The sequence below is a fragment of the Parabacteroides sp. 20_3 genome (assembly GCF_964238835.1).
Classification (GTDB): Bacteria; Bacteroidota; Bacteroidia; order Bacteroidales; family Tannerellaceae; genus Parabacteroides; species Parabacteroides distasonis.
In genome coordinates, this window is the sequence record NZ_CAXSNO010000008.1 from 120,650 (window position 1) to 140,871 (window position 20,222).

A 20,222-nucleotide genomic window follows, 5' to 3' on the forward strand; every position below is an offset into this window, starting at 1 on the left:
TTAAATAAAGAATGAAGAATCTAGAAGGAGATTTTAAGAGAGAAACCTGTATCTTTGCTGGAAATAAGGAAAGATCATGTTAGATAAAACGCTCAATATTAGAGGGACACTTACTTCTTTAGCGACGCCGTTGGTGATGGGAATCTTGAATATTACCCCTGATTCTTTTTATGCGGGCAGCCGCAAACAGACCGAGACCGCTATCGAGGACCGTATCCGGGAAATCTTATCGGAGGGAGGAGATTGGATAGATATCGGTGGTTATTCATCCCGTCCGGATGCCGCTGAGGTTACGCCGGAGGAAGAGATGCGCCGTTTGGAGTTTGCCTTACATATATTAAATAAGCATTACCCGGATATTCCGGTGTCCGTAGATACGTTTCGTGCGGGGATTGCCCGTCGTTGCGTAGAGGAATATGGAGTGGCTATCATTAACGATATCTCCGGCGGTGAGTTGGATGCGGATATGTTCCAAACGGTAGCGGATTTGAAGGTGCCTTATATCATGATGCATATGCGTGGAACCCCTCAAACTATGCAGAGGCATACTGATTACCCGGATATGATGGAGGAGATCATGCTGTACTTTTCCCGGAAGGTACGCCGGCTTCGGCTTTTAGGGGTGAATGATATCATCCTCGATCCCGGCTTTGGTTTTAGTAAGACGTTGGAGCAGAATTACCAATTGATGAGCCATTTAAAGGAGTTCTCTATTTTTGAGTTGCCTTTATTAGTTGGAGTCTCCCGTAAAAGCATGATTTATAAATTACTGGGTGGAACCCCTGCGGATAGCCTGAACGGAACGACCGTATTGAATACGTACGCTCTCTTGAACGGCGCTAATATCCTTCGTGTACATGATGTGCGGGAAGCAGTGGAAGCCATTCGCGTCATAGGTCAAATGACTAACAACTAATTTTCAATTTTCAACTTTCAATTCTCGATTAACTATGTGGATGCATTTCGGTATAAAAGACTTGATTGACGTATTGCTGGTGGCTTTCTTCCTGTACCAGACCTATAAGTTGATGAAAAGCTCGGGCACATTGGCTATATTCAGTGGGGTCGTATCATTCATCGTCGTATGGATCTTGATCTCGCAGGTATTGGAGATGCGGTTGATGGGGGCCATCTTGGATAAGTTTATTAGCGTAGGTTTCGTGGTTTTGGTAATCCTCTTCCAAGACGAGATCCGCCGTTTCCTGTTGGCGTTAGGTTCGCACCGGGGCTGGAAATTCCTAGGAAAACTTTTTTCCAAACGAGGAGACGACCCGGAGAAAGAAGGGAAGTTTGTCGCTCCTGTTGTCTTGGCCTGTATGAATATGGCCCGGAAAAAGACGGGTGCCTTGATCGTGATCCAGCAGGATATGGATTTGACGATCTATGAGCATACGGGCGAGATGTTCAACGCCGATGTAAATGCCCGCTTGATCGAGAATATATTCTTTAAGAACAGCCCGTTGCATGATGGTGCCATGATCATAGCCGATAACCGGATCAAGGCGGCCGGTTGTATCTTGCCGGTCGCCCAGAACGCCACCCTTCCCAAGGATATGGGATTGCGCCATCGTTCCGGTTTAGGGATGTCATTGGAGACAGATGCGCTGGTTATTATTGTCTCGGAGGAGAGAGGAAAGATCTCCGTGGCCCATAAAGGCAAGCTAAGTGTGAATGTGACAGCGGAAGAACTGCAACAAATACTCTCCGGGGAGCGGGAAGTGACGAATTACTGTTAAAAGATCTGAAACTGGTATCTCTACCTGTAATTCTTTTGCCTATTTTGTAAACTCTATATTGCATTATGCCTAATTTTGTAGCCGGATTACGAGTACAATTATTAAATAATATAAAATATCTTCCGCTATGGATTTAATGCAAGACATTATTGCGCGCGCTAAAGCTGACAAGCAGCGTATTGTTCTTCCCGAAGGTACCGAGGAAAGAACTCTTAAAGCTGCCGACCGATTACTGGCCGACGGTGTAGCAGACATTATCTTAATTGGAAACCCCGCTGAGATCAAGGAGTTGGCGGCTGGTTTTGGGTTGAACCACATCGGTGAGGCAACCCTTGTCGATCCGAAAAATCACGAGAAGAAAGCCGCATACGCAGACTTGCTTTTCCAACTTCGCCAAAAGAAGGGTATGACTCCCGAGAAGGCTGCGGTTCTAGTTGAAGATCCTTTGTTCTTGGCTTGTTTGATGATCAAGGCGGGTGACGCTGACGGTGAGATCGCTGGCGCTGAGAATACGACGGGTAATGTATTGCGTCCTGCTTTGCAAATTATCAAGACGGCTCCGGGCATGAAGTGTGTTTCCGGTGCGTTCCTTATGTTCACGCAGACTCCTCAATATGGGGATAATGGTATTTTGGTATTCGCTGATTGCGCGGTTATGCCAAACCCGAACGCGGAAGAGTTAGCTAGCATCGCTGTCGCTACCGCCGCTACGGCTCGTAATATCGTAGGCGTTGAGCCTCGTGTGGCTATGTTGAGCTTCTCTACGAAGGGTAGCGCTTCTCACGAGATGGTGGACAAGGTAGTGGAGGCTACTCGCTTGGCTAAGGAAATGGCTCCGGATTTGAAGATCGACGGAGAGTTGCAGGCCGACGCCGCTTTGGTTGAGGCTGTAGGTAGCAAGAAAGCTCCGGGTAGCGAGATCGCCGGTAAAGCGAATGTTTTGGTATTCCCGACTTTGGAGGTGGGTAATATCGCTTATAAGCTGGTTCAACGTTTGGGTGGCGCTGAGGCTGTCGGTCCTATCCTTCAAGGTATGGCCGCTCCGGTGAACGACTTGTCTCGCGGTTGTTCCGTAGACGATATTTATAAGATGGTAGCGATCGCTTGTAATCAATCCATCGGTTTGAAATCCGCAAAATAATAGATAATCCTAACGACTTAATAATATGAAGATTCTAGTATTGAACTGCGGTAGTAGTTCTATCAAATATAAGTTATTCGATATGACCTCCGGTGAGGTTATGGCTCAAGGTGGTATCGAGAAAATCGGTTTGCCGGGCGCGTTCCTGAAATTGACGGATAAGGAGGGCAAGAAGGTGGTTATCGAGAGAGAGATTCCCGGCCATCAACAAGGTATCGAGTTTATCTTGAGCGTATTGACCGACGCTACTTATGGTTGTATCAAGGACTATAAGGAGATCGACGCTGTTGGTCATCGTTTGGTACATGGTGGCGAGGAGTTCGCTTCTAGCGTATTGATCAATCAGGATGTAATCAATAAGGTAATCGAGTGCTCTGATTTGGCTCCGCTTCATAACCCGGCTAACTTGAAGGGTGTTCGGGCGATGGAGGCTTTGATCCCGGGTATTCCTCAAGTAGCGGTGTTTGATACGGCTTTCCACCAGACCATGCCGGATTATGCGTATATGTATGGTTTGCCTTACGAGATGTACAAGAAATATGGCGTACGTCGTTATGGCTTCCACGGAACCAGTCATCGATATGTATCCCGTCGTGCTTGCGAGATTTTAGGTGTTCCTTATGAGGATCAGAAGATTATCACGGCTCACGTAGGTAACGGTGGTTCTATCACCGCCATTAAGAATGGTAAGAGCGTGGATACTTCCATGGGCTTGACTCCGGTTGAGGGTCTGTTGATGGGTACTCGTTGCGGCGACGTGGATGCGGGTGCTTTGTCTTTCATCATGGATAAGGAAGGCATGGATGGTGCCGGCCTTTCTGACTTGATCAATAAGAGAAGTGGTGTTGCCGGTCTTTCCGGTATCTCTTCCGATATGCGTGAGATCGAGGCTGCCGTAGCTGCCGGAAATCCGCGTGCGATCATGACCTTGAACGTATATAACTACCGCATCAAGAAATATATCGGCGCTTATGCCGCCGCTATGGGTGGTTGTGATATCTTGGTTTGGACCGGTGGTGTCGGCGAGAACCAATGGGCGACCCGTCGTGCGGTTTGTGAGAACATGGAATACATGGGCATGAAGATCGATGTAGAGAAGAACGAGGGCATGCGTGGCGAGGAAATGGTAATCAGCACTCCGGACAGTAAGGTGACTATCATCGTCGTTCCTACGGATGAGGAATTCATGATCGCTGCCGATACCTTGGAGATCTTAGATAAAAAGTAACCAGTAACGTTTCATATAATTTTAGCTAATCCTCGCAGCTTACAAAACACGGGATTAGTGTTTAGATCGCCCCGACATCGGTTGGGGCGATCTTTTTTATGCGAATATCGGATTATTCGTTACTTTTGCGGAATTACATATTAAATATATACAAAACATGGCTCAATACAAACGTATCTTATTAAAATTAAGCGGGGAGTCGCTGATGGGTGGTAAACAATATGGGATCGATGAGGTTCGCTTGAATGAATATGCGGCACAGATCAAGGAGATCGCCGAGATGGGTGTACAGATCGGTATCGTGATCGGTGGCGGTAATATTTTCCGCGGGTTGAGCGGCGCTTCCAAAGGTTTCGATCGGGTAAAAGGAGACCAGATGGGTATGCTGGCAACGGTGATCAATAGCTTGGCGCTTAGCTCCGCTTTGGTCGCTCAAGGCGTGAAGGCGAAGGTACTGACGGCTATCCGTATGGAACCGATCGGCGAGTTCTATAATAAATGGCGTGCGATCGAGTTGCTGGAACAAGGCAACGTGGTAATCATGTCCGGCGGTACGGGTAATCCGTTCTTTACTACGGATACCGGATCTTCCTTGAGAGGCATCGAGATCGAGGCGGATGTCATGCTGAAAGGTACCCGTGTGGACGGTATTTACACCGCTGATCCGGAGAAAGATCCTACGGCTACCAAGTTCTCCGATATTACGTATGATGAGATCTATACCCGGGGCCTGAAGGTGATGGACTTGACCGCTACCACGATGTGTAAAGAGAACAACCTCCCGATCATCGTATTCGATATGGACACCAACGGCAACTTGAAGAAAGTGATGAGCGGAGAGAATATCGGGACACTGGTGCATAATTAGTGCCATTAACCGATGACACGGCAGTGCCATGCTGATGGCATAGTTGTGCCACTGGTTATGGCACAGCTATGCCATCCGTATGGCACTGTCGTGCCACAGGGCTGGCACAACCTTGCCATGCCTGTGGCAAATACGTTAGACCTTTATTCTTGTATATGAAGCATCCCTTTTTACTAGTATGGTTAACCTTGATCGTATTGTGTGGTTGCACGAGCTCGGGGAAACAGAAGAGGCACGTTATCGGCCTCTCCCAATGTATGCTGGACGATGCTTGGCGGGAAGCTATGATTAACGATATGCGTATCGAAGCCTCTAACTATGATGATGTGGAAATTATTATAAAGGACGCGCAAAACAATAACGAGACACAAATACAACAAATACGAGACTTGATCCGCCAAAAGGTGGATGTCTTGATCATCTCCCCCTATCAATCCGAGCCGATCACGGCAGTTGCCGAGGAAGCGTACCGTGCCGGAATCCCGACGATCATTACAGATCGCAAGGTAAATACCGATCAATACACCTCTTTTGTCGGGGCGAACAATTATGAGATCGGACTAGCGGCAGGCAATTACGCCGCCCATTATCTTCCCTCGAACGCTATTATCTTAGAGATATGGGGACTCACGCAAACCTCCCCGGCGCAAGAGCGACATAAAGGTTTTGTCGATGCCTTGCGAGAAAGGGAGGATCTTTCTTTCCGTAAGATAGAAGGACAATGGTTGGTCGATACGGCTCGGATGGAGCTTCGGAAGTTAGAGCATCCCGAGCAGATAGATTTCGTTTACGCCCATAACGACATGATGGCCATAGCCGCCCGGGAATACTTTATGGCATGGGATTCCATCCGAGGACGGGATTTGCGGATTATCGGCGTGGATGCTGTGGCGGGTGCCGGTCTGGAAGCCGTGGAAGATGGACGGATCAACGCCTCTTTCCTCTATCCGACAGGAGGGGAGCAAGTGATTCGCACGGCTATGCGTATCATTCAGGGGGAGCCGGTGGATAAGTTTATCCCTCTTCGTACGGCCCCGGTAGATCATCAGTCTGCCCGCACCTTATTGTTGCAAGCGGACCAACTCCAGAAATATAAGCAACGTATCGAGGCGCAGCGTTCCCGCATCGACGGTTTGTCCGACCGGTTTTATTTCCTGCGAAACTCTTTAGGGGTGATCTCCTTATTGATGATCGGTTTTATCGCCCTTTCCATTTATGCCTTTTACATAAACCGGAAGATGAGGCAGGCGAATCGTAAGCTAATCTCCTTGAACGCGGAGATGAAAGAGGTGACAGCGCAGAAACTCCAATTCTTTACGAATGTCTCCCACGAGGTACGTACGCCTTTGACCTTGATTCTCGCCCCTTTGGATCGCTTGATTGTCTCGTTGCGGGAATCTCCTTACGCCTCGGATCTGCGGTTGATCCAGAAGAACGCCAACCGTTTGTTGCGTGTGATCAATCAGATATTGGATTTCCGGAAGGTGGAAGGCAAGCAAGAGAAACTAGCGGTACGGGAAATCGATTTGGTTCCTTTCGTTGGCGAGATCAAATCTTATTTTGACAGTATGGCCTCGGTACGTGCGATCTCCTATACGTTCACTTCTTCGATAAAACAATGTACGCTATGGATCGATCCGGACTTATTGGAGAAGGTATTTTTCAATCTTCTCTCGAACGCTTTTAAGTTTACGCCAGAGGGAGGTAGCGTGCGGATAGAGCTGACGGAAGAGGGAGATCGGGTCTTTATACGGGTTATCGATACGGGAAGTGGTATCCAACCCGCTAACCTTCCGCATCTGTTTGACCGTTTCTATACGGAGGATCGGTCGATGGGAACCGGGATCGGATTACATTTGGTAAAGGAGTATATACATATGCACGGAGGGGAGATCCGTGTGGAGAGCGAGCCGGGGCAAAGAACTACCTTTACGGTTTGCCTACGGAAAGGAAAGGCGCATTTCGAGGATAGCGACCTGATGGAAACGTCCGTATCCCATCAAGCCTACGAAGCCTCCCGGTTGGACGACTCGGAAACCAAGGAGATGCTTTCCAAGACCTATCCTTATACGATACTGATCACCGAGGATGACGATGAGGTCCGCGGCTTTTTGGAACGTGAGCTTAGCCTTCATTTCAAGATCCGGACGGCCGCGAACGGGAAAGAAGCCTTGCGGGTATTGGAAGAGGAGGAGATATCATTGGTAGTAAGCGATGTGATGATGCCGGAGATGAATGGTTTCGAACTTTGCCGGACGATCAAGTCGCAACTTCCCTTTAGCCATATCCCGGTGATCTTATTGACCGCCTTGACCGATGAGCGTCAACGGATTTTCGGAATAACCGGCGGGGCGGACGATTATATACAGAAGCCTTTCCATACGGATTACGTGAAGATCAAGATTATCCACCTATTGCAAGAACGCCGGAAGTTACGGGAACGTTTGTTGGAGAAGCTGCGGGATAATAAGCTCCTTCTGTCCGAGCCGGAAAAGGTGGAGAGTATCGATGATGCCTTCCTGCGTAAGTTCGCGGAACAGATCGAGGCGGTTTACGCGGACCCCGAATATAATGTGGAGAAACTAAGCGAGACCTTGGGATTATCCCGGGGGCACCTTCACCGGAAGATCAAGGAGCTTACCGGAACCGCACCCGTCGAGTTCTTGCGTACCTATCGCTTGAATAAGGCGACCCAGTTGTTGAGGCAGAACGCGTATACGGTGAGTGAGGTCGCTTACCGAACCGGTTTCTCCTCGCCCGCTTACTTCTCTAAATGTTTCAAGGCGGTCTACGGGGTTACGCCTACCGAGTATCAATAACATTTGTACGATCTTTATCACAAATGTCATATCTCCTCATCTTTAGGGGATAAGTGTTTTTCTATCCGGAAGAATCCTATTAATTTTGGCGGAGAATCAAACAGTATTATCCTTTAATCCGTTCGTTTATGAAACAACAAACAAAGAGACTTCTTAAGAGTTTATGTATGGCTGTCGGTGTCGTTTTATTAAGTGCTGTCGATCCGTTGGCCGGATATGCGACAGAACATACTATAGATATAAAGCATCTGGGCGAAGGACAAAGCATTGTCCGTGTGGATGCGCAAGCCAAGTATTTGTTGCTTCCGGTCGAGGAGTCCTCGCCGGAATCCAAGTTATATATGATTGTCGATAATGACGTGGTACGGACTTTCAATGTTCGTTTGGCGGTGAATAAGGTGGATTATTTCGTTCCGGTAGATCTATCAGGGTATGCGGATAAGCATATCTCCTTCAACTTCCAGCTTGCCCCGGAATCGGCTCTTTGCTGGAAAGAGATGAAGCTATCCGATCAGTTTGATTCGTCTAACCGGGAGAAATTCCGTCCGGCCTATCATTTCTCGCCGGTTTGGGGATGGATGAATGATCCGAACGGCATGGTATACAAGGATGGTGAGTATCATTTGTTCTATCAATACAATCCGTATGGCTCGATGTGGGGGAATATGCACTGGGGGCATGCGATCAGCAAGGACTTGATTCATTGGGAGCATCAACCGGTGGCGATCGCTCCGGATGCCTTGGGTACGATCTTCAGCGGTAGCTGTGTGGTGGATAAGGATAATACCGCCGGTTTTGGCGCTGGCGCTATCGTGGCTTTCTATACCTCGGCCAGCGACCGGCAAGTGCAGAGTATGGCCTATAGCTTGGACAACGGCCGGACGTTCAAGAAATATGACCGGAATCCGATCCTTACTTCTACGCAACGTGATTTCCGTGACCCGAAAGTTTTCTGGCATAAGGAATCCAATAAATGGATCATGGTGCTCGCCGTAGGGCAGGAGATGCAACTCTATTCTTCTCCCAATTTGAAGGACTGGACGTATGAGAGCAGTTTCGGGGAAGGACAAGGAGCGCATGCGGGCGTTTGGGAATGCCCGGACTTGATCGAGCTTCCGGTAAAGGGTACGGAATTGAAGAAGTGGGTCTTGATCTGTAATATCAATCCCGGCGGTCCGTTTGGCGGCTCCGCTACCCAATATTTCGTAGGTACGTTCGATGGGAAACAGTTCGTGAATGAATCTCCGGCCTTGACCAAATGGATGGATTACGGCAAGGATCATTACGCTACGGTAACTTGGAGTAACGCTCCGGAGGACCGGAAGATCGCCTTGGCTTGGATGAGCAATTGGGAGTATGCGAATAACGTGCCGACCTCGCAATACCGGAGTGCGAACTCGGTTCCTCGCGACTTGGCTCTTTATACGAAAAACGGGCAGACGTACTTGAGCAGCACCCCGTCTCCCGAGGTGTTGAAGTTGAGAGGGAAAGCCCAGAAGAAAGGTTCCTTCAAGGTAGACCGTTCCCATGAGGTCAATCCGATACTTTCCGATCATACGGGAACCTATGAGATCGAGATCAAGTTTAAGAATAACGGAGCCGATATCATGAGCTTCCAGTTGTTTAACTCGAAAGGCGAGGAAGTGGAGATGTATTATAATCTTCTGGATAATACGTTCACGATGGATCGCCGTAACAGCGGGGCTACGGATTTTAGCAAGACATTCGCCACGGCTACCTCGGCCCCGATCTCCGCCGCTAAGGAATATACCTTACGCTTGTTGGTAGACAATTGTAGCATAGAGGCCTTCGACGGGAATGGAGAGTTTGTCATGACCAACCTAGTCTTCCCGGAAGAGCCGTATAATCGCATTAGTTTCAATGCGAAGGGAGGAGCGTTTACGGTTACGTCATTAACCATTTATCCCTTCAAATAATTAAAAACAAAATATATCATGGAAAAGAGTAAACCTGTAGTAGTAGGCATTGGTGAATTATTGTGGGATGTTTTCCCGGAAGTGAAGAAAGCCGGTGGAGCGCCGATTAATTTTGTGTATCACGCTACCCAATTAGGAGCGGAAGGTTATGCGATCAGTGCCGTGGGCAACGACGTGTTCGGAACCGAGATTATTCAGGAATTGGATAAGAACGGTATCGATAGTAATTATATCAGTACGGTGGAATATCCGACCGGAAGCGTGATGGTAGAGCTAAAGAACGGCATCCCTTCCTATACGATCATCGAAGGTGTGGCATGGGATCATATCCCTCTTACCCAAGCGTCTATCGATTTGATGAAACGTGCGGACGCCGTATGCTTCGGAACATTGGCACAACGTGCCGCGGAATCTCGTGAGACGCTTCGTACCTTACTTTCTTATATGCCTAGTCATGCCTTGCGCTTTTTCGATATCAATATCCGTCAGCATTTCTATTCGAAGGAGCTGATCGAATCGTTGCTCGAATTGGCGAACGTATTCAAGATCAATGATGAGGAATTGGAAATGCTTCGCCCGATGTTTGGTCTGGAAGGCACGATAGAGGATATGTGTCGCTGGTTCATGAAGAAATATGGTTTGCGCTATTTGGTACTTACGGCCGGGGCGGAGTATAGTACGATCTTTTCCGAGGAGGAGGTCTCTACGATTCCTACCCCGAAGGTACAGGTGGTAGATACGGTAGGCGCCGGCGATTCTTTCTCCGGGGCGTTTATTTCATCGATCTTAACCGGAAAACCTTTACGTGAGGCACATGAGAAAGCGGTAAAAGTAGCCGCTTATGTTTGTACGCAGAGTGGCGCATGGCCTGCTTACCCTAAAGATTTATAAGCCATGAGCGAGAAGACTTCATCCTTGAAATTGATTCCCGTGATGTTGGCGTTCTTCGCCATGGGATTCGTGGACTTAGTGGGAATCGCCTCTAATTACCTGAAAGCGGATTTAGGCTTGAGTGATTCGGAGGCGAATATCTTCCCGTCGCTTGTGTTCTTCTGGTTCTTGATCTTCTCCGTCCCGACGGGGATGTTGATGAACCGTATCGGGCGGAAAAAGACCGTGTTATTGAGCTTGATCGTAACGTTTCTTTCACTGGTGATCCCGATCTTCGACGACGCGTATATGGTCATGTTGATATCCTTCTCCCTGTTGGGTATCGGCAACGCTTTGATGCAGACTTCCTTGAACCCGTTATTATCGAATATCGTAAGCGGGGATAAACTAGCTAGTTCTTTGACATTCGGTCAGTTCGTGAAGGCGATCGCCTCCTTCTTGGCGCCTTATATTGCTATGTGGGGCGCTACCCAAGCGATACCGTCGATGGGACTCGGTTGGCGTGTCTTGTTTCCGGTCTATATGGTGATCGCCGTGATCGCTATCCTGCTATTGGGAGCTACCACTATCCATGAGACCAAAGAGGAGGGGCGGCCCTCCACCTTTGGCGAATGTCTGGCTTTGCTGGGCAAGCCTTTTATCCTGCTTTGCTTTATCGGTATCATGTGCCATGTGGGGATCGATGTAGGGACGAATACGACCGCCCCGAAGATCTTGATGGAACGTCTAGGCATGACGTTGGCCGACGCAGGCTTCGCCACGAGCCTCTATTTCATCTTCCGTACGGCGGGATGCTTCTCCGGGGCTTTTATCTTGCGAAAAGTCTCTCCGAAAGGATTCTTTGCCTTTAGTGTTTTCTTGATGTTATTGGCGATGATCGGTCTGCTGTTCTTCCATTCGAAAGAGATCATCTATGCTTGTATCGCCTTGATCGGCTTTGGAAACTCGAACGTCTTCTCCATTATTTTCGCCCAAGCCCTGCTTTCTATGCCGAATAAGCAGAATGAGGTGTCCGGTTTGATGATTATGGGACTGTTTGGCGGCACGATCTTCCCGATCTTTATGGGCGTGGCATCCGATATGTTGGCTTCTCAAGTAGGGGCGGTGCTGGTGTTGTGCGTGGGTGTAGCCTACTTACTATTCTTTACGTCTAAGTTAAGTAAACAGTGAAGGTGATAAGCTTTTATACGGTACTATAAATCTTTTGTTAGGGAGTATTTTAATTATATGTTTGCGAAGTTGGAAATCTTTATTACTTTTGTTAATTAAAAGATTCGCAAACAAAAAACGTATATTTATGATAGATACGAAACAATTGATCAAAGCAGGGGAAGAGAAGATGACGTTCGCCATTGAGTATCTGGACGAGCAATTGTCTCACATTCGGGCTGGTAAGGCTAATCCGAAAATCCTCGATTGTGTGAAGGTAATGTATTATGGGGCGCCTGTTCCTCTTACTAACGTGGCTACGGTGACGGTTCCGGACGCACGGACTATCATGATCACTCCGTGGGAGAAGAAGATCATCCGCGATATTGAGAAAGGTATTCTGGATTCTGAGTTAGGTATCACGCCGGAGAATAACGGTGAGGTGATCCGCTTAGGTATTCCTCCGTTGACTGAGGAGCGTCGCCGTCAATTGGTGAAACAATGTAAGCAGGAGGCGGAGAATGCGAAGATCAGCGTTCGTAACGCTCGTCGTGACGCTATTGAGGCTTTGAAGAAAAGCATCAAGTCTGATGGGGTTCCCGAGGACGTAGAGAAAGACGCCGAGGCAGAGGTTCAGAAAATCCATGATAAGTTTATCAAAAAGATCGATGAGCTTTACGCCGCTAAAGAAAAAGAAGTAATGACCGTTTAAATAATTGAAAGTTGAAACTTGAGAATTGAGAATTAAGGAACCCCATTGAGTCCTTATTCCAATTCTCAATTTTCAATTCTCAATTTTCAATTCTCATGAGGGGACTGGTAATAAAAAACACAGGTAGTTGGTATACGGTCCGTACGGAAGACGGGCGAGATATAGAGAGTAAGATCAAGGGTAACTTTCGTCTGAAAGACATAAAGAGTACCAATCCGGTTGCGGTAGGAGACCGTGTCGTAATCGATATTAATAAAGAAGGAACCGCTTTTATTACAGAGATCGAGGAGCGTAAGAATTATATCATCCGTCGTGCCTCTAACTTATCGAAGCAATCGCATATTATCGCCGCGAATTTGGATCAGGCGATGCTGATCGTTACAGTGAATTATCCTATAACAACAACGATATTTATCGATCGCTTCTTGGCGACAGCCGAGGCTTATCGTGTCCCCGTTAAATTAGTTTTCAATAAGATTGATCGTTATAATAATGAGGATCAAAGGGCGTTGGAGTGTTTAATCGAGTTGTATACCTCGATTGGCTATCCCTGTTCGACGCTATGTGCCCGGACCGAGGAAGGTTTGGATGCCTTGAAAGCGGATCTAAAAGATAAGATTACGCTTTTGTCCGGCCATTCGGGTGTCGGAAAATCCACGATTATCAATAAACTGGTGCCGGGGGTGAATCTCCGTACCGGTGATATCTCCGAATATCATAACAAAGGAATGCATACGACCACCTTTTCCGAGATGATTTCTCTTCCCGGGGGAGGCTATTTGATCGATACTCCGGGTATCAAAGGATTTGGAACGATCGAGATGGCGGACGCTGAGATCTCCCATTATTTCCGGGAGTTGTTTAAATACTCGGAAGAATGCCGTTTCAATAACTGCACGCACCGTCATGAACCGGGCTGCGCCGTCATTCAAGCCGTTAACGATGGGCTAATCAGCGAGTCCCGCTATAAAAGCTATCTAAGTATCTTGGATGATCGCATGGAAAGCAAGTACCGGGAAGAATTCTAACACTTTATTACAACATCAAACGGCCGGCAGGCTCATACCTGTGATTTTCCGGTATAGATCGAGCGCATATACATCGGTCATGCCGGAGATATAATCGAGTACGCATTGTATCTTGCCATATGTAGTAGGAGCGTTTGTGTCGTATTGCTCCGGTATCCGTTGTAAGAGCAGCTTGCTGTAAGCATGCTCTTGGTTCATCACGGCCTCGGTCAAGCTGTCGATCAGATGGCTGAAAATATGATAACCGGCTAATTCAATGTCGAGCACTTCTTTTGCCTTATATATTTTCTTGTATGCTGTAGCCGAGCAATTAGCGTAAGCCTGTTTGGCTTGATCGCATATGTTACTGATTAACGGAGTGCTGTAGGTACCATTGAGGATGCTTTCCTCGTTCTCTAAAAAGACACGGGAACATTCATCCACTAATAGCCCGATAATACAAGAACGCAGATAGGCGATTTGCTCATTGGTATCGTCTACCATATGCATGACCTTGCGGATATGCTCCAACCGCTCTCCTTCGAAAAATCCCAATAATAGTTGTATGGCCTCTTCGGTGGTCAGGATATGTAGTTTGCAAGCATCTTCTATATCCATAATTTGATAGCAGATATCGTCTGCCGCCTCTACTAAGTAAACTAACGGGTAACGAAGAAATTTGTCCGGGGCTTCCGGGTTATGCCCGATCCCCAGCTCTTGGGCGATTTGCAGATAACTTCCCTCCTCCGATTGGAAAAAGCCGAATTTCCCTTTCTTTCCTGAATAGATGGATGCGTAAGGATATTTGATGATAGAGGCTAATGTGCTATATGTTAAGGCAAATCCCCCTTTTCTGCGTCCAATGAACTGATGGGTCAGCAACCGCATGGCGTTTGCGTTACCTTCAAAATGGACGAAGTCTTCCCAGCGTCCCCGTTCCTTCCGTACTTTCTCTTCTAGTTTTCGCCCATTCCCTTCGGAGAAGTAAGCGGAGATCGCTCTCTCTCCGGAATGCCCGAATGGAGGGTTTCCCATATCATGGGCAAGGCAAGCGGCTGATACGATGGAACCTATCTCTGGGAAGTTGATACTGCCGTCCGGATATTTTTGCATAAGTCCTTTCGCTACGTTATTACCCAATGAACGTCCTACGCATGATACTTCCAGACTATGTGTAAGTCGGTTATGTACAAAGATACTTCCCGGAAGGGGGAACACCTGTGTCTTGTTTTGTAGTCTTCGAAAAGGGGATGAGAAAATCAAACGGTCATAGTCACGTTGGAAATCAGTTCTCTCATGTTTCCGCTCGTGATACTCTTCCATCCCGAAACGCTTGCCGGATAATAGCTGGGTCCAGTTCATAGTCAATACATTAATATATATATATCGCAAATGTAGAGATAATCTGTGCAAATCATTGAATATTTGTGGAAGAAATTAGAGTTAATGGTTAATTTCCTGACTGAGTTGTTTTCGAAGCTTGTAAATAAAGCTGTAATTTTATTCCAAGATGATAGTCAGATAGTGATTGGATGTTATAGGAGGAAGAAGATAATGAAGGAAAATTATGTTAATTGAAATTTGTTGTTAGTTTCATTAGAACTAAATCAAATTAACATATTTAATTTATTGAGGCATGATGAAAATTTGACTATGTGTTATCGCAAACACCTGAAAAAGTGAGGAGTATACTGATTTTTGTTACGTTTTAACTTGTATGTATAGTTATTATATATATATTTGTCTGTCAAAACATGAAAAACGACTTAGTTCTAATGATACTATGTTGTTATTATTATTTAAAATAGAACCGTTTGATTTTAAATAGAAAGAGATTTCTGTATGAACATAATAATAACTTTAAACAAAAAAGAGTAAATGCCTATGCACTAAAAAAGAAAGAAAAGAGAGCTCGATCTCTCTAAAAAGAGTATGAAAATTAAAAAAGCACAAATGTAGAATCACTTAAATCAAAAACGATTTTTCATGAGAAAGTCATTTATCTTATTATTGGCGTTTTTTCTGTGTGTTACAGGATATGCACAGAAACTAACGATTAGTGGTGTCGTCATTGACAAGGATCTAAATGAGCCACTAACAGGAGTGAACGTGTTAGTAAAAGGTACGACAACCGGTACCATTACTGACTTTGATGGAAAATATACCTTGGAGGCTGACGCAAACTCTATTTTGGTATTCTCTTATTTAAGTATGAAAACGATTGAGGAGCCTGTAAATGGCCGTACGAAAATCGATGTTACGATGGTTTCAGACGCAGAGGCTTTGGATGAGGTTGTCGTAACGGCGATGGGTATCAAACGTGAATCAAAGACTTTGACCTATTCCGCACAAACGGTAGGCGGTAAGGACTTGAACGAGATTAAGAATGTGAATATGATCAACTCTTTACAAGGAAAGAGCGCTGGTTTGCAGATTACCCCGAACTCTACGGGTGCGGGTGGTTCTTCCAAGATCTTGTTCCGTGGTAATAAATCTATTAGTGGTAATAATCAGCCGTTGATCGTTGTGGATGGTGTTCCTATGATGATGAATGTCTCGGATTCACAGATTGATGGATCTTATGGTGGTGGTCGTGACGGTGGTGATGCCATGTCTACTATCAACCCGGACGATATCGCTCAGATTACCTTGTTGAAAGGTGCTTCCGCCGCTGCTTTGTATGGTGCGGTCGCTGCCAACGGTGCCATCATGGTTACGACTAAGTCATCGCAGTCTGGAAAAGTCGCTATAAATGTATCTAGCAATACGACAGTTGAGACTCCGATGGTGTTACCGAAGTTCCAGAATTCTTATGGCGTAAGTAACCAAGGAACGTTTAGCTGGGGCGATAAGCTTGCTTCTTCTTCTCCAAACTATGCGAAGGATTATTATAATCTTGGCTATACGACCAACAACTCTATCTCGTTGGCTGGTGGTAATGATAATATCTCATCTTATTTTTCTTATGCGAATGTATCTTCTAATGGTATCGTTCCGGAGAATACATATATGAGCCATAACTTGCTAGCGAAGGTTGGCTTTAACCTATGGACAAAACTTCATGTAGACGTGTCTGCTCGTTATAATAATCAGCATATTGAGAACCAGCCGACTGCCGGTTATGTAGGTAATCCTACTTTGGGCGCTTACTTGTTTCCAAGAGGAGAGGACTGGGATTATTATAAGAGTAACTATGAGGTATACGATGGTACAAGAAATATAAATGTACACAATTGGACAAATACCGCTCAAGAGCAGTTCTCCAATCCATACTGGATGTTGAATCGCCAAAAACCGGTTTCTTATCGTAATCGCTATGAGTTTGGCGGTAGTGTCAAGTATGACATAATGGAAGGTCTTTCCGTTACAGGTCGCCTGCGTTATGAACGTGGTGATGAGACATGGAACTTGAATGAATATGCGTCTAGTACGGCAGGCCGTAACTTGCTGGGTACGATGAAAGACACACGCGTGAATAGCGAGCAGACTTATGGTGACTTGTTGGCCCAATATAATAAGACTTGGGAGGATACTTATTCTTTGTCTGTAACTGCAGGTGGAAGCTACCAAAAGACAAAAAGTTCTTCTTTAGAATTGATCGGTTGGGGTGATTCTCAGTTCTCTGTTAACGATGCGGGCGTGATTACAAGTGGTGCTTACTATCCTAATATCTTCTCTCCGGCTAACTATTATAAATTACAGACTACAAAGACTTTGGCCGAGAAACGTTTGAATTCAGTGTTTGCTACTGCCCAATTTGGTTATAAGGAAGGTCTGTTTATCGATGTTAGTGCCCGTAACGACTGGTCCTCAACATTGGCGTTTACAGATGGTGTTTCATTCTTCTATCCGTCTGTTGGAGCAAGTGTTTTGTTGGATAGATTTATTGATTTCGGCAAGAACGTGGATTTATTCAAGTTACGTGCTTCTTATTCTATTGTAGGTAACGATGTGCCTATCGGTGTGACCAACGAGCGTTATACATTAGGAGATCAAGGAGCGTTGAATCCGCCGGAAAAATCATCTTTCCGTACGTTGAAACCAGAAAAGACAAATTCGTTGGAAGTCGGCTTTGATGGTACATTCTTCCAGAATCGTTTCAACGTAAATTTGACCTATTATAAGACAAATACCAAGAATCAATATTTTGACATCTCCGCTCCATGGGAAACTGGTTTGAAGAGCCGTTATATTAATGCTGGTAACGTACAGAATCAAGGTTTCGAGGTTAGTCTAGGTTGGTATAATCAATTTACGGATAATTTCAGCTGGAGCACGAACTTTAACTTCTCTTACAATAATAACAAGATTATAGAGTTGGCCGACGAGCTTTCCGAGTGGAACCTGACAAGTTATTGTACAGGTGCCAAAGTGCTCTTGAAAGAAGGTGGGCATTTCGGAGACCTTTATGTTCGCGACTTACAACGTGATGATAACGGAAAGCCTATTGTCTCTGATACCGGTGCCCCTGTATTAGCTGGATCCGATAATAAAGATCTTGTTTATGCGGGCGATATGAATGCGAAAGTGAACATGGGTTGGACAAATACCTTCCACTATAAAGATTTCACGTTGTCATTCTTAATCGATGCGAAGGTTGGCGGTAAGGTCTTGTCGATGACTGAGGCTACCATGGATGGTTGGGGCGTTTCCGAACGTTCTGGTTTGGCTCGTGACGCAGGTTTTGTAGAGGTCGATGGAGTACAATTTGACCCGCAATTGTATTATTCAACTACCGGTGGTACAAGCTACAACTCTAATATCTTGACTTCCCAGTACGTATATGACGCAACTAATGTTCGTTTGCGTGAGTTATCATTTGGTTATACCTTCCGCAACTTGTTTGGCGCAGGTAAAAACTTGACCGCTTCTATCATTGGACGTAACTTGTTCTTCTTCTATAAGGATGCTCCGATGGATCCGGATGTAGCTGCTGGAACGGGTAATGGCTGGCAGGGTATCGATATGTTTGCGTTGCCGACAACCCGTAGCTTTGGTTTGAACTTAAAACTTAATTTCTAAATCTTACAGGTATTACTTATGAAACTAAATAGAATTCTAAAATATGCGGCTGTATCAGCTTTAGCTTTTAGCACAGGATTAACAACCGTGAGCTGTACAGACGATTTTGAGACATTGAATACCGATCAGTATGAGGTAGACCCGAACACTCTTCCTTTCTCTGCGCAGTTTAAAGAACCGCTGTCTTATGTATATGCTCCGCAACAGAACTTGTTCCAGTACTGCTTTAGTTTGAACGTAGACTTGTTTAGCGGTTATTTCATGACACCACATAATTTCAATGGTTCCGGTAACGTGGATTATGCGTTGAATCGTAGTTTTTGTGGAGGTATGTACGAGAATGTTTATTTGCACATATTCAATAATACACGTCGTTTGATCGCCTCTTGTGACGAACAAGGATTGACAGACTATGCGGGAATGATGCGTGTTGTTCAGGCTTATGCGGTCCAGATGTTGACGGATGTTTACGGCCCGGTAGCTTATACGTCTTGCATCGAAGATCCGACAAATGGTGCTTCGTTCTCTTATGATACACAGCAGAGCATTTATAACTCCATTTTCGAATTGTTAGATAAAGCGCTTCAAGATTTCCAGAGTCCGAAATCCACATTGGAGGAGAGACAGTCATTCGACTATTGGTGTAATGGCGATTTGGATATGTGGATTCAAGTAGCCAATCAATTAAAGCTACGTGCAGCCTTGCGTATCGTGAAGGCCGACCCGACTTTAGCTAAACAAAAAGCTGAAGAGGCTGCCAAGGGCGCTATCTTAAAGCAGGATGTATTGATCAATAAGAGTTTGAGTAATGAGCAAACTCGTATGTTCGAATGGGGAGATAGTGGCATGAACGCTAACTTAACCACGATACTGGAAGGATTCCAAGATCCTCGCTTACCGCTGTATATGACGAAGAACCAAGCTGATGTTGAATGTGAGGATGGGAAGACGATTGCATCCGGTACTCAATATTTAGGTATTCGTGGCGGCTGTGACTTGCCTGCTAAACCGAATCAATGGGGTAACTTCTCGAAGATCGTTTGTTCTTATACAACAGCTTTACCGGTAATGATGGCAGCCGAAGGTTATTTCTTGCGTGCGGAAGGTGCGTTGCGTGGTTGGAGTAACATGGGAGGTACGGCGAAGGAACTGTATGAGCAAGGTATCCGTGTTTCTATTAAGAATCAGTTGGCTTATAAGGGAAGTCTGGCCGGAGTAAGTTCAATTTCAGAAACAGAGATCGATGCCTATATCAGTGGCACGACAACACAAAAGGACTTCGTCGACCCGGTTAATGGTCAAAACAGCATCAAGGCTCAGAATGATATTACGGTTAAGTGGGATGAGAGCGCGACTAATGAGAAGAAATTACAACGTATCATTACACAGAAATGGATTGCGAACTTCCCGTTGTCTTGCGAGGCTTGGGCGGAATTTCGTCGTACAGGTTATCCGAAATTATTCCCGAACCGCGTGAATAAGAGTAATGGGGATATTGATACGAATGAACAGGTTCGTCGTTTATTGTATTCCGATAATGAGGATAATACGAATACCGTGGAATATCAAAAAGGTATCGAACTGCTGAACCAAGAGAATACGGGTTCGATCTCCGGTGATAAAGGTGGTACTCATGTATGGTGGGATAAAGCTGGTGCAGGTAATTTCTAATTGGCATTAATAGGTTTTATTGTTAAATAATATGTAATGAA

General features: G+C 45.8%; 14 protein-coding genes. 13 read left to right on the forward strand and 1 reads right to left on the reverse strand.

The window, feature by feature from the left end; genetic code table 11:
- Nucleotides 1–76: 76 nt before the first annotated feature.
- From folP to rsgA, 11 genes are all read left to right on the forward strand, one after another.
- Nucleotides 77–916, forward strand: coding sequence for a dihydropteroate synthase (gene folP / locus ACESPU_RS16590; protein WP_195472080.1), 840 nt, complete (start codon nt 77–79; stop codon nt 914–916).
- A gap of 34 nt (nt 917–950) precedes the next feature.
- Nucleotides 951–1,736 (forward strand): diadenylate cyclase CdaA, encoded by a 786-nt coding sequence (gene cdaA, locus ACESPU_RS16595; protein WP_008779131.1) that lies wholly within the window; start codon nt 951–953, stop codon nt 1,734–1,736.
- Nucleotides 1,737–1,863: 127 nt separating this feature from the next.
- The gene (pta, locus tag ACESPU_RS16600; protein WP_005867355.1) at nt 1,864–2,877 is read left to right on the forward strand and encodes a phosphate acetyltransferase; all 1,014 of its coding nucleotides are present in this window, start codon (nt 1,864–1,866) and stop codon (nt 2,875–2,877) included.
- A gap of 25 nt (nt 2,878–2,902) precedes the next feature.
- Complete coding sequence (locus ACESPU_RS16605) at nt 2,903–4,105, forward strand: acetate/propionate family kinase (protein WP_036614670.1); 1,203 nt, start codon at nt 2,903–2,905, stop codon at nt 4,103–4,105.
- A gap of 157 nt (nt 4,106–4,262) precedes the next feature.
- Nucleotides 4,263–4,973 carry a UMP kinase gene (pyrH, locus tag ACESPU_RS16610; RefSeq protein ID WP_005867363.1) on the forward strand — a complete coding sequence of 237 codons (711 nt, stop codon included), beginning with the start codon at nt 4,263–4,265 and terminating at the stop codon, nt 4,971–4,973.
- 155 nt (nt 4,974–5,128) lie between these two features.
- Nucleotides 5,129–7,792 (forward strand): substrate-binding domain-containing protein, encoded by a 2,664-nt coding sequence (locus tag ACESPU_RS16615; RefSeq protein ID WP_373133529.1) that lies wholly within the window; start codon nt 5,129–5,131, stop codon nt 7,790–7,792.
- A gap of 128 nt (nt 7,793–7,920) precedes the next feature.
- Nucleotides 7,921–9,729 (forward strand): DUF4980 domain-containing protein, encoded by a 1,809-nt coding sequence (locus ACESPU_RS16620; protein ID WP_373133530.1) that lies wholly within the window; start codon nt 7,921–7,923, stop codon nt 9,727–9,729.
- An 18-nt stretch (nt 9,730–9,747) separates the two neighbouring features.
- Complete coding sequence (locus ACESPU_RS16625) at nt 9,748–10,620, forward strand: carbohydrate kinase (protein ID WP_005867368.1); 873 nt, start codon at nt 9,748–9,750, stop codon at nt 10,618–10,620.
- A gap of 3 nt (nt 10,621–10,623) precedes the next feature.
- Nucleotides 10,624–11,790, forward strand: a complete 1,167-nt coding sequence (locus ACESPU_RS16630) for an MFS transporter (protein ID WP_036614675.1) — start codon at nt 10,624–10,626, stop codon at nt 11,788–11,790.
- Between the two features lie 127 nt (nt 11,791–11,917).
- A complete protein-coding gene (gene frr / locus ACESPU_RS16635; RefSeq protein WP_005859749.1) occupies nt 11,918–12,481 on the forward strand; it encodes a ribosome recycling factor in 564 nt (187 codons plus the stop codon).
- 95 nt (nt 12,482–12,576) lie between these two features.
- Entirely contained in the window at nt 12,577–13,509 is a 933-nt protein-coding gene (gene rsgA / locus ACESPU_RS16640) for a ribosome small subunit-dependent GTPase A (RefSeq protein ID WP_048927091.1), read from the forward strand.
- 15 nt (nt 13,510–13,524) lie between these two features.
- On the opposite strand, the gene dgt is transcribed toward rsgA, so the two are convergent.
- The gene (dgt, locus tag ACESPU_RS16645) at nt 13,525–14,850 is read right to left on the reverse strand and encodes a dGTP triphosphohydrolase (RefSeq protein ID WP_211738859.1); all 1,326 of its coding nucleotides are present in this window, start codon (nt 14,848–14,850) and stop codon (nt 13,525–13,527) included.
- Between the two features lie 624 nt (nt 14,851–15,474).
- On the opposite strand from dgt, the gene ACESPU_RS16650 reads away from it, so the two are divergent.
- Together ACESPU_RS16650 and ACESPU_RS16655 are read left to right on the forward strand one after the other, a co-directional pair.
- The gene (locus ACESPU_RS16650; protein WP_005867376.1) at nt 15,475–18,510 is read left to right on the forward strand and encodes a SusC/RagA family TonB-linked outer membrane protein; all 3,036 of its coding nucleotides are present in this window, start codon (nt 15,475–15,477) and stop codon (nt 18,508–18,510) included.
- An 18-nt stretch (nt 18,511–18,528) separates the two neighbouring features.
- Nucleotides 18,529–20,181 (forward strand): SusD/RagB family nutrient-binding outer membrane lipoprotein, encoded by a 1,653-nt coding sequence (locus ACESPU_RS16655; RefSeq protein WP_036614774.1) that lies wholly within the window; start codon nt 18,529–18,531, stop codon nt 20,179–20,181.
- Nucleotides 20,182–20,222: the final 41 nt, after the last annotated feature.